We start from the raw sequence: 13,525 nt of genomic DNA on the forward strand, positions 1-13,525 counted from the left end.
CAGTGCTCGGCTGCTGCCATGATTTTGCCGCAAGGCTGGCATTTCACCTTTTATCTCAAACCGTTAGGTGATCACGTCAGATTTCGCATCGTCGTCATGTTTTGTTCGCTAAATGGGAACGGAAGCGATAGACGGGCATTGTTTTGCGACGCATCAACCGTTACGTGTCAAGGAATGGTGCAGTGCACAATATTGGTATTGGGCACAATAGAGAGTTGGCGGAGTAGCTGAAGTGTCACTTCTGCAGATCTATTGGAGAGCGCTGGGGTATCTGGCCGCCGACAAGAAGCGCGTCGCGCTGATTTGCGGCGCCAATGTCGCGCTGGCCATGGTTGCCATCCTCGAGCCGATCATGTTCGGCCGGGTTATCGACGCTATCTCCGATCACGGTTCGGTGTTTTCGACGCTCGCCGTCTGGGCCGGCCTCGGCGCGTTCAATGTCTTGGCCGTCGTTCTGGTCTCGCGCGGCGCCGACCGTTTCGCGCATGCCTGCCGCAGCGAAGTGCTCTGCGAGTCCTTCGAGCGCGTGATCACAATGCCGCTCGCCTGGCACCACCAGCGCGGCACCTCCAACGCCCTGCACACGCTGTTGCGCGCGGTCGAGACGCTGTTCAGCCTGTGGCTCGAATTCATGCGCCAGCATCTGTCGACGGCGGTGGCGCTGGTTCTGCTGGTGCCGACGGCTCTCGCCATGGACGTGCGCATGTCGATGGTGCTGCTCGTGCTCGGTGTGCTCTATGTCTGCATCGGCCGGCTGGTGATGAAGCGAACCAAGGCAGGCCAGGCGGCCGTTGAGCGCCACTATCACAAGGTGTTCGCGCATGTGACGGACTCCGTCAGCAACGTTGCCGTTCTCCAGAGCTACAACCGCCTTGGTCATGAGGCCGAGACGCTGCGCCGGTACGTCAAGAATCTGCTGGATGCGCAAAACCCGGTGCTCGACTGGTGGGCTATCGCCAATGCGCTCAACCGTCTGTCGTCGACGATCTCGATGATGGTGGTGCTTCTGATCGGCGCTTATCTGGTGACCCATGGCCAGTTGCGCATCGGCGATGTCATCGCCTTCACCGGCTTTGCCACGCTGCTGATCTCGCGGCTCGACCAGATGTCGGCTTTCGCCAACCAGATTTCGGAAGCCCGCGCCAAGCTTGAGGAGTTCTACAAGCTCGAGGACTCGGCCGCCGATACCGCCGAGCCGGATGGCCTGCGCGATCTCACCAACGTCACCGGCCATGTCCGTTTCGAGGATGTCGGCTTCGAATTCGCCAATTCGGGGCAGGGCGTCAGCGACGTGTCCTTCGAGGTCCAGGCTGGTCAGACTGTCGCCATCGTCGGACCGACGGGTGCCGGCAAGACCACGCTGATCAACCTGCTGCAGCGCGTCTTCTCGCCGTCCAGCGGCCGTATCCTGATCGACGGCATCGACACCCGCACCGTGAGCCGCAAGTCGCTGCGCCATTCGATCGCCACCGTGTTCCAGGATGCCGGGCTTCTCAACCGCTCGATCGAGGACAACATCCGTGTCGGCCGCGCCGAAGCCAGCAATGACGAGATCCATGCCGCGGCAATCGCGGCTGCCGCGCAGGACTTCATTCTGGCCAAGAGCAATGGCTACGACACGGTGGTCGGCGAACGTGGCGGCCAGCTGTCGGGTGGCGAGCGTCAGCGCATCGCCATTGCCCGCGCCGTGCTCAAGGACGCCCCGATCCTGGTGCTCGACGAGGCGACCAGCGCGCTCGACGTCGAGACCGAGGACCGCGTCAAGGAAGCGATCGACGAACTGAGGCGCGACCGCACCACCTTCATCATCGCCCACCGCCTGACCACCGTTCGCGACGCCGATCTGGTCGTGTTCATGGACAAGGGCAGGGTGGTCGAAATGGGCGGCTTCGCCGAACTGTCGCTGCGCAACGGCCGCTTCGCCAGCCTGCTGCGCGCCGGCGGCCTGCTCAACGACGAAGAAGTCCGCCGTCTCAGCCGCTCCGTGCAGGGCGAGGCCGCGTAAGCATAGTCCTTTTACCTCCCCCTTGTGGGGAGGTCGGACCGAAGGTCCGGGTGGGGGGCAGCGCCGCACGCACCCTGCGACACCGCCGCTCGATTGCCCCGATGGCGCCGGCGGTCTATGTAAAGTCGCATGAGCGACACGACTTCACGCCTGACCGGCTGGATGGACCTTGCCAACCCGACACGCTTCGTCGCGCTGGCCGACAAGGTCGTGCCATGGCTGGCGGCGATCGCCGCTCTTGTCCTCGCCATCGGGCTCTATATGAGCTTCGCGGCGCCTGAGGATTTCCAGCAAGGCATCACCGTGCGCATCATGTACATCCACGTGCCTTTCGCCTGGCTCGCCATGATGTGCTACACGCTGATGGCGGTTTCAGCCCTTGGCACACTGGTCTGGCGCCATCCGCTGGCCGATGTCGCGCTGAAATCGGCGGCTCCCATCGGTGCGGTCTTCACCGCACTTGCGCTGATCACCGGTTCGATCTGGGGCAAGCCGATGTGGGGCACCTGGTGGGTGTGGGATGCGCGCCTGACTTCGGTCTTCGTGCTGTTTTTGATGTATCTCGGCATCATCGCGCTGACCCGTGCGCTCGACGATGCCAGCCGCGCCGCCTGGGCCGCCGCCATCATCACGCTGGTCGGCTTCATCAACATCCCGATCATCAAATTCTCGGTCGACTGGTGGAACACGCTGCACCAGCCGGCCTCGGTGTTCCGCCTCGGCGGCCCGACCATCGATCCTAGCCTGCTATGGCCGCTATTGGTCATGGCTGTCGGCTTCACGATGCTGTTCTTCGCCCTGCACCTGATGGCGATGCGCACCGAAATCCGCCGCCGCCGGGTCATCGCCATGCGGCGTGTGGCAGCGCGGCAGGCCGAGCGCGCGATTTGACGGCTCACTGATGTCGTTTACTGGCTGAACCGCGGCGGCAGGCGCGCGTGCCGGAAATTAATTAGCAAATGCTGCAATGTTGCAAGGCGGCAACAGGCGCCCTTGAAAATTCCACAAGAACATGCCTGTTTTATTGACATCTCAACCGCAGAAATTCACCGTCAACCGGTGATTGGGCGAGAGGGATTCCGTAATGAAGCTGCGTTTTCTGACGGGCGTCTCCGCAATTGCGCTGGCGCTTGGCTGGAGTTCCGCACACGCCGCCGACGCGGTCGTTGACATCCCGGCGGCGCAGGATCTTTGGTATATTACGCTCTTCGGCGGCGCCAGTTTCCCCAACAATGTGAAGAGTCACTACTATTCCTATGACGTTTCGGTCGATGCCAAGACCGGATTCGTGTTGGGCGGCGTTGTCGGTCGGCGCATCAACGACACGTTCCGAGTCGAGGGTGAAGTGTCCTATGCACGCTATAAGGCAGGTGGGTACAGCTACAGCAACGGCCTGAGGTCGGGCTCTGGTCCTGCTTCCGGCAATATCTCGGCCACCTATCTTCTCGCCAACGTCTGGGCCGATGTCGCGCATTATGGCGATGCCAAGCTCTATGTCGGCGGTGGTCTCGGTGCCGCTTATGTTACCGCTGACGCGCCTTTTGGGGACACGTTTGGATACGGGCATGGCGGTTGGGGGTTTGCCGGTCAGGTGGGTGCGGGTGTCACCTACGCTGTGACACAGAATATCGACCTCGATTTCGGCTATCGCTTCAAGGCCACTTCCGGCGTTGACCTTGACGACAGGGTAGGCGACTCCGACGTATTCAAGGACGCCAAGTTGTATTCCCACAACGTGCAGCTTGGCGTCACGTTCAAGTTCTGATTTGGTGAGTGTGTCGCAAGTCGCGACCGGAATTTGACGCATGCCACTCCTGCCGCGCCGGCAACCTCTGGGGCTGCCGGCACTGACCCCGATATCGCTTCCGTCCGCCGGTGAGCCGGCGGAGCGCACATTGCAGCGCGGCATCGATCAGCAGAGACGCAAGCTGTTTCGCGAAGCCGAGTACTGCTACCAGACGGTGCTTCGCTCGCAGCCCAAGAATGCCATGGCGCTCAATCTGATGGGCACTCTGGCCATTGAGGCCGGGCACAATGCAACTGCGCTCGACTATATGGAAAAGGCGGTCAAGCTGGAGCCCGACAACGCCATCTTCCGCAACAATCTCGGCAATGCCTACAACCTCGCCGGCAATGTCGAGCGTGCGCGCAAGCATCTGAGGAAAGCGATCGAGCTTGACGGCCGGCTTGTCGAGGCGATGTGCAATCTCGGCCGATCCTACCGCAATGAGCTCGAGGGCGACATCGCCGAGGGTTTCTATCGCCGGGCGCTTGCGGTCGACGGCCGGTCGTTGACAGCGCTTGTCGGTCTCGGCGATCTGCTCACCGATATGGGCCGGCAGGCCGAGGCGGTCGAATGCTTCAGCAGCGCTCTCGCCATCGACCAGGCGAATGTCGAGGCCTTGGCCGGGCTGGCGCTGGCGCGCCGGGCGGTCAAGGACGATCCAGCCCTGGCCTTGGTGCGGGCTCGCCTGGAATTGCCGATGACGACCGAGCGCGAGCGGGTAGTCCTACATCATGCCGCTGGCAAGATGCTCAACGACCAGCGCGAATACCGCTTGGCCATCCGTCATTTCGCTGACGCCAAGGCGATCTCGGGCAATGATTTCGACATTGCCCGGCACACACAGCTATACGACAGTTTCATCGATAATTTCGATGCCGGCTTCTTCGAAGCGCGGCTGAAATTTGGAAATCCATCGCGGCGCCCCGTCTTCATCGTCGGCATGCCGCGTTCGGGCACGACGCTGACAGAGCAGATATGCGCCAGTCATCGCGATATCCACGGTGTCGGTGAATTGCCTTACATTCGCGCCTTGGCCAGTGAACTCGGGTTCGACCGACTCGACCCGGCGATTTTCACCAAGGCCATGGCAACGCTCACGCCGGCCAAAGCGAGCCAGCTTGGCTCGAAATATCTGGACGATCTCAACAGGCGCGACCGCAAGGCGCGACTTGTCGTCGACAAAATGCCGCATAATTTCGAGCTCCTGGCCTTTGTCAGCCTGATTTTGCCAAATGCCCGCATCATCCATTGCCGCCGCGATCCGATGGACAATTGCACCTCCTGCTTCATGCATAATTTTTCCGAAGCGCATGGCTACAATGCCGATCTGACCAAGCTTGGGCAGTATTACCGGCAATATGAACGCTTGATGCGCCATTGGGCAAAGGTCATTCCGCTTGCTATCCATGACATGCCCTATGAAGAAACGGTGGCGGATTTCGAAAACCGCGCACGTGGGTTGATCCGATTCCTCGGGGTCGAGTGGGACGATGCCTGTCTGCGTTTCCACGAAACCGAGCGTACAGTGCGAACGCCGAGCCGCTGGCAGGTGCGCCAGCCAATCTATTCATCCTCGGTCGAGCGCTGGAAGCTGTACGGTGACGCCCTCGATCCGTTGAAGGTCGCGCTGGGGCCGGTGCTTCAGTCCTGATCCCAGCCGCGATTCGGCCTGAACAACATCATGCTCACCCCATCCGCCCACGCGCTGCCACTGGCAGTGTCTCCAGCACGTTGTCGCCGTCGATCAGGTTGACCTCATTGAACAAATTGGTGACGACGCAGCAATGGTCTGGCACCACGCGCACGCGCTCACCGATGCGCAACTGCGTGTCACCGGAAAGCGTGACGGTGCCATGTTCTTCGCTAAGCCCGGTGACCCTTGCGTCGGGAGCGCCGAGCAGCTCGCCAAAATCCTTTAGCCCGAGCGTGTCGGAGGACAGCGCCTTGCTGCCGGCATCGAGAATGGCGCGGCTCGCCGCCGGGTGGCTTACCACCGTCGACAGCACCGTCAGCGCGCAATCATCCAGAGTGCCGACGCCTTTGGCGACCTGATAGCGGTCGAGATAGATGTAGGTGCCGGGGCGATATTCGGTGACGACGGAGGCATCGGCGGAGCGCCACATGTCCGGCGTGCCGCCGCTGGAGATACGCTCGCAGGCGAGACCCGAAGCGGCCAGCGCCTGCTTGGCGCCGGCAAGCCAGGCCTCGGCCTCGACCGCGCGGCCGGCCGCCGGATAGGTCATCAGCCCGCCGAAGGTGAGACCACCAGCCCTGTCGATCAGCCTCGCCAACGCAAGAGCTTCATCAGCCGTCTGCACACCGCAGCGGCCCATGCCGGTGTCGCATTCGACCAGCACCGGCAGGGGGTGGCCGGCATCGGTGAAAATCGCTGCGAGTCCTTCCAGCGTCTCCGTGCTGTCCGCGGTCACCGACAGGGTGACGCGGCCGTGCAGCGCCTTCAGCCGTTCCAGTTTGGCGCGGCCAAGAATGTTGTAGGGAAGAAAAATGTCGGACAGCCCGGCATCGGCCATCACCTCGGCCTCGCCGATCTTCTGGCAGGTGATGCCGACGGCACCGGCCGCGACCTGCTTCTTCGCCCAGTAAGGCAGCTTGTGCGTCTTGATGTGCGGCCTGAGTTTTAGCCCGTTTCTGTCGGCATGGGCCTGCGCACGGGCAATATTGGCTTCGGCGCGCGCGGCGTCGATCAGGATCGACGGCGTATCGAGGTCGTGGACGGTGGGCATCTTCTATTCCTGTGAGAATTCGCAGGGTTTATGAGCTTGAAAGCGCGTGATGTCACGCAGCCAGCGGACCGGATCGGTGGGCCATCCGTGCGCTGCCAAGGGCGAGGCAGGCGGCAAGATGGATCGACACCGCAGCGGCGTTCGGCTATGCGATTTGTCGAAAAAGTCGACACGAAGGACTATCATCATGAAACGCTCCGCCATCAACGACATCATCCGCGAAGCCGACGCTTTCATCCGCTCGTTCGGCTACGTCATGCCGCCCTTCGCCTACTGGTCGCCGGAGGAAATGAAGGCGCGCCAGGTCGATTCTTCGGCGATCTTCACCTCGCGTCTCGGCTGGGACATCACCGATTACGGTCAGGAGAAGTTCAACGAACTCGGCCTGTTCCTGTTCACTGTGCGCAACGGCCGCTACGAGGACATGAAGAAGGGCATGGGCATGCTCTATGCCGAGAAGATCATGATCTCGCGCAAGGACCAGCTGTCGCCGATGCACCGCCACAACATCAAGGCCGAGGACATCATCAACCGTGGTGGCGGCAAGCTGGTGCTGGAACTGTTCATGCACGATCGCGACGGCGGCATCGACCCCAAGGCGGAGGTGTCGGTGCCGGTCGACGGAACCATCCACCGGCTGCCGGCGGGCGGTCTGCTGAAGCTCGACCCCGGCCAGAGCGTCACGCTGCTGCCCGGCGTCTGGCATGCCTTCTGGGCCGAGGGTAAGGACGTGCTGATCGGCGAGGTGTCGACCGTCAACGACGATCTCACCGACAATGTTTTCCGTGAGCCGATCGGCCGGTTCTCCAACATCGATGAGGATGTCGCCCCGGTGCACCTTTTGGTGGCCGACTATGAGAAGTGGCTGGGGTGAGGCAGGTCAAATTGGCCACGCGCTACCGCGCGTACTTGTCCGCCTTGCGGTTTCCAAGCAGCAGCTTGCGCTCGAGATGCGCCCTCAGCTCACCGTAATAGGCGGTCAGAAACGCCTTTGAATCGACCGGCTCGATCTTCGCGCCGATCTTGCCGCCGATGGTCTCGGCAACGGCCTTCATCGCGAAATAGTCGTCGCGGCGCAGCACTTCCTCCAGCTTGTGCAGCTCGGCGATGCCATAGGCGTCGAGCTGCGCCGGGCTGAAATGGAAGCGCTTGGCAATCGGGTCTTGGCGCTGCGAAAGGTCCTCGACCAGCTTGAATTTGGGCGTTTCTACCACCCAGGTGCCGGCTAGCAGGTCGCCGATGCGCAAGCGATCGCGGTTGAACAGCAGGAACAACGAAAACAGCAGCGCCCACACCAGGCCGAAAATCGTCGACAGCGTGTCGGCGACGCCAGCGCTGCCGCGTGCGGCGATGATCGACAGCGGCAGGAAAACCTCGATCTCGCGCATCAGGTTGCGCGCGATGACCTGATCGATGGTGAGACCCGCGCCGCTGCGCGAGGCGACCCGCACGCCGACGATCCGCTTGCCGGGCGTCGCGGCCCGCCGACCCGCCTCGAAGGCGATGAAATAGACGTTGCGCAGCAGGAAGATGAAGATCATCCAGACGATGAAGAGCGGCTCCGCCTCCTTCACGCCAAGGCCGCCGAGGCCAAAGATGACGACGAGGGTAACCACAACGGCGGCGGCGACGATGATCACCACATCGAGCAGGAAGGCCGCAGCCCGTGTGCCGGCGTCGGCCAGCTTGATCCTGAGATCGACACCCTCCGGCGTGACCAGGGGCCGTATCAGCGCGGCAGGGTTTCTAGCCGTTGCCATGCCGCACCATCCGGAACAGATAGAAATAGGCGATCCATAACGCCAGCATGCCGCCGCCTATGGCGTAGCGCGTCGCATCGCTGGTGATCGTCTGCCGGCCGATGCCTTCGAGCAGGCCGGCAAACAGAAGCATTATCATGACGCCGACCATGGCGGTCGCCGCCACCCGCCCGGCCTGGGCCGCGGCTGCCATCCGGGTCAGTTCCCCGGGGAAGGCGATGCGCGTGCCGATCCGCATGCCTGCCGCACCAGCCAGCGCGATGGCGAACAATTCCGTCGTGCCGTGGATCGACAGCCAGCCGCCGAGCTCGAAGCCCAACCCCTTGGCCGCGTAGACCTGGAACAGCGCGCCTAGCATGCATCCGTTCATCAGGATCAGCAGCACGCTGGGCACCGCGAAAGCGAAGCCCAGTGCAAAAGCCAGGATCGCCACCTGCGTGTTGTGGGTGAAGAGATAGGCGGCGAAGCCGGACAGGAAATGGTCGCCACCGCTGTCATAAAGCACACTGCGCAGCGTCTCGGCCGAAGAGTCCGGATTGCGCCCGCCGGCGAGGCTGGGTGCAATGATGGCGTCGTACCAGCGGCTGTCGGAGGCCACCAGCCAGTAGGCGGCAATCGCGCCGATCACCGTCAGCCCGACCGACACCGAGGTCTCGCGCCACAGATCGCGGATTGCCGCCGGCCAGTCGCGCAGGAAGAAATCGCCGACACGCTGCCTCAGGCCGCGCCGTGCGCCATAGAGATAGAAATAGCCGCGCAGGCTGAGCGCCTCGAGATAGGCGATCAGCGCGCTGTCGAGCGACGTCGCACGGGCCACCGAAAGCGAGGACAGCGCTGAGCGATAAAGCAGCGGCAGCGACAGCAGCTCGTCCTCCGAAAGTGTACGTGGCGCGCGTTTCTCGACGCGCGCAAGCAGCGCCTCGAACGCCTTCCAGTCGGCCTCGCGCTCCTGGCGGAAGCTTGCCAGCGACTGGCGTATCGCATCGGTGCCGGCGGGCAGCGTCATAAGAGGTTCTCCTCCTTGAGCTGGATATAGCGCTCGACCAACGCCGGGCCGAGCCGCTGATGGTCGGCCTCGATCACATGCGCGCCAAGCAGCCGCAGCCGCCCGATCACCACTTGCCGCTCCCGAAGCAGGCCGCCGGCGGTGACTGCGCGGGCCACATCCTCGGGCTTTGTAGGTTGCATGTCGGCCAGCGTCTCCAGTTCGACATCCTTCATCAGCATGAACAGAACCAGATGCCGCTCGCTCAGCCGGCCGACGGTGCGCAGCATCAGTTCCGCGCTGATCGGGTCGACGAAATCGGTGAAGACGATGACCAGCGAGCGCCTGTCGAGCTTGGCCGCCAATGTCGTGAGCGCCAGGGTGAAATTGGTCTCTTCGCTGGAATAGTCGATCTCGGCCGCACGCTTCTGGATCATCATGAAACTCGCCGAGCCACGCACCGCGCCGCTCGAGACGCGCGGCCTGGCATCGAAGGAGAACAGGCTGACGAGGTCGCCGCCCTTGAGCGCAATGAAGGCCGACAACAGCGCTGCCGTTACTGCCCGGTCGACTTTCGGCACACCGTCGACCGGCTCGCACATCAGTCGCCCGCTGTCGATCGCCAGCACGATGTTGTTGTTCTCCTCGACCCTGAACTCGCGCGCCAGAAGCTTGCCGTGGCGCGCGCTGCGCTTCCAGTCGATCATCCGCCGGCCCATGCCTGGCTGATAGTCCTTCAGCGCCTCGAACTCGCGGCCCTGGCCGGCCCGCCTTTGCGCGTGGCCGTCGGCGAGCGCGGAGCGCTGCAGCAAGGTGATCGCCTCATCGCGCGCGCTGCTGACGTCGGGCAGTATCGCCACCTTGCGGTCCATCGGCAGGGCGACCTGGTTCCAGATCAGCCCGAATGGGCCGCGCCAGCGCAGCCACAGCCGGTCGAAACTGGCAATGCCGCGCCTGCGTGCCGTGAATTCGAGGTCGAGCGTGCCGCCGTTCGCCGGCAACGCGCCGCCTGTGCGGGTGACTGGCTCCACACGCTGATCGTGCCCGACACGCGCTTGCAACATACGCGCCCGCTGGCCGAGGCTGGCCGCGACATGCACGGTAAAACGCCCGCCGACGCCGACCTGCGGCGGTGCCGAAAGACTGGCGCTGAGCGAGGCGCGTCCGCGCCCGGCCGCCGCGTCGACCGCTAGGAAGGCGAGCAGAATGCAGATCCACAACAGGCCGAGATACCAGAAGGAGGGCAGTGCAAGCGCGATCAGGAAGGCGGGGATGGCACCCGCCGCGGCTGCCCAAACTGCTTTGCCGCTTGGGTAGATCAACGGGGCGCTGCCGTTTGGTCGACAAGGTCCGAGACGATCTGCTCCACCAGCCGCCCATCGATCTGCGCCGCCGGCGACAGGATGACGCGATGGCGCAGTGCCGGCACCGCCAGCGCCTTGACGTCGTCGGGGATGACATAGGCACGGCCGTCGAGCGCTGCCCTGGCACGGGCGGCACGCGCCAGCATGGCACCGGCGCGAGGGCTGGCGCCAACCTCCAGATCCGGGCTTTCGCGCGTGCCGCGCACAAGGGCCGCGATGTAGCCAACGACATCGTCGACCAGCGTGACATCGCCGACGGTGGCAAGTGCGGCCTCCAGCGTCTTGCGGTCGGTCTGCGCTTTGATGCCGTATTGCTTGATATCGTGCGAGGCGGAACCGCCGCCGTGATGCACGATGATGGCACGTTCCTCCTGCGCATCGGGATAGCTTACCCGGTGCTTGAACAGGAAACGGTCGAGCTGGGCTTCGGGCAGGGGATAGACGCCCTGATGCTCGATTGGGTTCTGCGTCGCCACCACCATGAAGTTCTGGCTGAGCGCATGCGTGGTGCCGTCGAAGGTGACGGCATGTTCCTGCATGGCTTCCAAGAGCGCCGCCTGCGTCTTCGGCGGCGTGCGGTTGATTTCGTCGGCAAGCAAGAGATCGCAGAAGATCGGCCCGCGCGTCAGCGTGAACTGCCCGCTCTGGAAATTGTAGATATTGGAGCCGACGATATCGCCAGGCATCAGGTCGGGCGTGAACTGGATGCGGCCATAGGCAACGCCGAGTGCTTGTGCGAAGCATCGCGCGGTCATGGTCTTGGCGGTTCCCGGCGGGCCTTCCAGCAAAATGTGTCCGCCGGCGAACAATGCCGTCAGCATCAGATCGACCGTGTCGTGCTGCCCGGTGATCGCTTTCGCCACTTCTTCCCTGATCGCGGTCGCCAGGGCCTTCACATCATCGACGTTCACCGAGCCTCCTTGTCGTCCAGTCATGCAGCGCCTGCGCTGCTTCATGCATTTGAGCCAGGGTCCTGGCTTCGTTCGCGGTCTTGAAGCGGCGGCTGAAACCCTGAATTTCGCCGCGGTCGCGGGAATCGAGCCAGCGGTCGAGCGCTTCGCCAGGCAAGCCTTGCGGCGCGCCGAGCAATGCGCCGGCACGCGCACGCATCAGCGCCGCATAACGGTCGCCGAGCTCCTCGATCCGCCCGGCGCGCTTCAAGAGCATCGCTGTGGTATCGACCAGCGCCTGTTTGCCGAAGGCAATCGCCCGGGCCTCGGTGCGCGGCGGTCCGAACCGGCCGAGCCCATGCAGGAAGGCAAGCGCGGCGGCCGCCAGCACCGACAGCGTCAGCGCCAGGAAGGGCGGCTCGACCAGGAGTTTCGCCAGATCGTATTTCTGCCCGATGCCATGCAGTGTCAGGTCGAACATCACCGCGCCCTTGCCCGGCTCCAGCATGGCGATCATGTCGAGTGCCGCCGCCGCCTTTTGCGGATCGTTCAGCGCCGCATTGTTGATGAGATCCGGGTCGGTCAGGATGTAGAACGGCTCTTTGTCGAGCTCGGTGAGAACGGCTTTTCCCGTACCCGCAGCGATCAAGGGGTGATCGTCGGCCACCCACTGCAACTCGTCGGGCACGGCGACCGTGCGGCCTTCGACATCAAGTTGTTTTATGGTGCTGTTGCCTTCACCGAGCTTTGCCTTGGTGATGCGGCCGAGCCAGTCGTTGACGACCGTATCGGGCAACCGCGCGAGCTTCATTTCCCACCCTTCGTGCGCCTGCTGCGGCAAGGTGATCCATTTGGGCAACACGAACAACGTGGCCTTGCCCGAGCGAAGCTTGATGATTCTTGCCAACGCAGCCGGATCGCTGTTCGGCGCGATGGTAACGATCAGCAGGAAACGCGATGCCAAGCCGGAACTTAGAGCCTCCTCGCTGCGGGCCATGGGCGCCGACTGCCCATTGGCAAGTTTCAGCCATTCCACAAGGCCCGCATAACCGGTGCCGCCCTTGGAGAGCGGCGTGGCGCCGCCTTCCGGCTGGCGGAAGTCCGGCGCGTAGGTCGACAGCAGGAAAAAGCCCGCCGCCGCGAGCAGGCTGGCAAAAATGCCCCAGAACAGTGTCCTGCGGTTGAAGGGTTCCTGCGCTGCCTCCGCCGCCGGCGCGCTCATGCCCAGGCGTCCCGGAAGGCGAAGCGTTCATAGGCGCCGCGCGCCTGCTGCCAGCCCTCGGCGCCGACCGGCCGGCGGGCAAACAGGGCGGCCTCGACGATGCGTGCGATCTCGCTGAATGCCTGGCGCGCCCGCGACGGTAGCGATGGGGCCGTGGCGATGTCGCGGGACGTCAGCGACGGACGCAGGAAGTCGGGCAGCCGTCCCGCAATGTCGGCAACGCTGCGGCGAAGCAGAAGATGCACCGCCTCGTCATAGTCGCCGCGCGCGGCGAGCGCGTCGGCCTCGGACAGCAGGATCTGCGCCGCCGCGGCGTCCGGGCGCCACGCCTCTTCAGCCTCGGTTTCCTTGCGCGCGCGTCGCCACGGCAGCCGCCACGCCACCCCCTTCGCTTCGAGGGCGACGAGAAGCACGATGACCGCGATGCCGATGATCACCGCGCCCCAGAACAGATAGATCATGTAAGGGCCGATCTTCGCCAATGCGTCCAGGAAAGGCCTCAGCCATGCCGGCGGCATGGGCTGCACCAGCGTCGGCAGGCCAAACTGGATCGAATCGTCCGCAAGCAGCTGCTTGTGCACCTTGGCCAGCCATTCGGCGTCTACCGGCTGTGCAACTCTCACCCGCTCGCTCCCCTGCAACCTGCGGTTCGGCCTCGACACTGGCAATACGCCTGCACAATTGCAAGTCCACTGGACGAAGCCTTCTAATCTTGGCAGATTTACTTTCTATGGCGGCCGTTTGGATGCGGCGGTGACCGGGGGAAACA

General features: G+C 63.6%; 12 protein-coding genes. 5 read left to right on the forward strand and 7 right to left on the reverse strand.

What is annotated here, in order from left to right:
* Nucleotides 1-232: 232 nt before the first annotated feature.
* From HB778_RS26675 to HB778_RS26690, 4 genes are all read left to right on the forward strand, one after another.
* Nucleotides 233-2,005 carry a glucan ABC transporter ATP-binding protein/ permease gene (locus HB778_RS26675; RefSeq protein ID WP_183458279.1) on the forward strand — a complete coding sequence of 591 codons (1,773 nt, stop codon included), beginning with the start codon at nt 233-235 and terminating at the stop codon, nt 2,003-2,005.
* 129 nt (nt 2,006-2,134) lie between these two features.
* The gene (locus HB778_RS26680) at nt 2,135-2,896 is read left to right on the forward strand and encodes a heme ABC transporter permease (protein ID WP_183458281.1); all 762 of its coding nucleotides are present in this window, start codon (nt 2,135-2,137) and stop codon (nt 2,894-2,896) included.
* A 193-nt stretch (nt 2,897-3,089) separates the two neighbouring features.
* The gene (locus HB778_RS26685) at nt 3,090-3,770 is read left to right on the forward strand and encodes an outer membrane protein (protein WP_183458282.1); all 681 of its coding nucleotides are present in this window, start codon (nt 3,090-3,092) and stop codon (nt 3,768-3,770) included.
* 40 nt (nt 3,771-3,810) lie between these two features.
* Nucleotides 3,811-5,442 carry a tetratricopeptide repeat-containing sulfotransferase family protein gene (locus HB778_RS26690; RefSeq protein ID WP_183458284.1) on the forward strand — a complete coding sequence of 544 codons (1,632 nt, stop codon included), beginning with the start codon at nt 3,811-3,813 and terminating at the stop codon, nt 5,440-5,442.
* 34 nt (nt 5,443-5,476) lie between these two features.
* On the opposite strand, the gene HB778_RS26695 is transcribed toward HB778_RS26690, so the two are convergent.
* Nucleotides 5,477-6,535: a D-TA family PLP-dependent enzyme gene (locus HB778_RS26695; RefSeq protein ID WP_183458286.1), complete on the reverse strand. Its 1,059-nt coding sequence runs from the start codon at nt 6,533-6,535 to the stop codon at nt 5,477-5,479.
* 187 nt (nt 6,536-6,722) lie between these two features.
* Here HB778_RS26695 and HB778_RS26700 point away from each other — a divergent pair, with 187 nt between their 5' ends.
* A complete protein-coding gene (locus HB778_RS26700) occupies nt 6,723-7,409 on the forward strand; it encodes a D-lyxose/D-mannose family sugar isomerase (protein ID WP_183458288.1) in 687 nt (228 codons plus the stop codon).
* Nucleotides 7,410-7,431: 22 nt separating this feature from the next.
* Here HB778_RS26700 and HB778_RS26705 read toward each other — a convergent pair whose 3' ends face one another.
* Genes HB778_RS26705 through HB778_RS26730 form a run of 6 tightly spaced genes read right to left on the reverse strand, consistent with a single transcriptional unit; the run spans nt 7,432 to nt 13,379 of the window.
* Nucleotides 7,432-8,295: an RDD family protein gene (locus HB778_RS26705; protein WP_183458290.1), complete on the reverse strand. Its 864-nt coding sequence runs from the start codon at nt 8,293-8,295 to the stop codon at nt 7,432-7,434.
* Entirely contained in the window at nt 8,282-9,301 is a 1,020-nt protein-coding gene (locus HB778_RS26710; protein WP_183458292.1) for a stage II sporulation protein M, read from the reverse strand. Before HB778_RS26710 ends, HB778_RS26705 begins: the two co-directional genes overlap by 14 nt.
* Nucleotides 9,298-10,602 carry a DUF58 domain-containing protein gene (locus tag HB778_RS26715; RefSeq protein WP_183458294.1) on the reverse strand — a complete coding sequence of 435 codons (1,305 nt, stop codon included), beginning with the start codon at nt 10,600-10,602 and terminating at the stop codon, nt 9,298-9,300. Before HB778_RS26715 ends, HB778_RS26710 begins: the two co-directional genes overlap by 4 nt.
* Nucleotides 10,599-11,555: an AAA family ATPase gene (locus HB778_RS26720; protein WP_183458296.1), complete on the reverse strand. Its 957-nt coding sequence runs from the start codon at nt 11,553-11,555 to the stop codon at nt 10,599-10,601. Before HB778_RS26720 ends, HB778_RS26715 begins: the two co-directional genes overlap by 4 nt.
* Entirely contained in the window at nt 11,542-12,756 is a 1,215-nt protein-coding gene (locus HB778_RS26725; RefSeq protein WP_183458298.1) for a DUF4350 domain-containing protein, read from the reverse strand. Before HB778_RS26725 ends, HB778_RS26720 begins: the two co-directional genes overlap by 14 nt.
* On the reverse strand, nt 12,753-13,379 hold the full coding sequence (locus HB778_RS26730) for a DUF4129 domain-containing protein (RefSeq protein ID WP_183458300.1): 627 nt from the start codon (nt 13,377-13,379) through the stop codon (nt 12,753-12,755). The genes HB778_RS26725 and HB778_RS26730 overlap by 4 nt, the downstream gene beginning before the upstream one ends.
* Between the last annotated feature and the right edge of the window lie 146 nt (nt 13,380-13,525).

Origin of the sequence: Mesorhizobium huakuii (genome assembly GCF_014189455.1) — a bacterium.
Classification (GTDB): domain Bacteria; phylum Pseudomonadota; class Alphaproteobacteria; order Rhizobiales; family Rhizobiaceae; genus Mesorhizobium; species Mesorhizobium huakuii_A.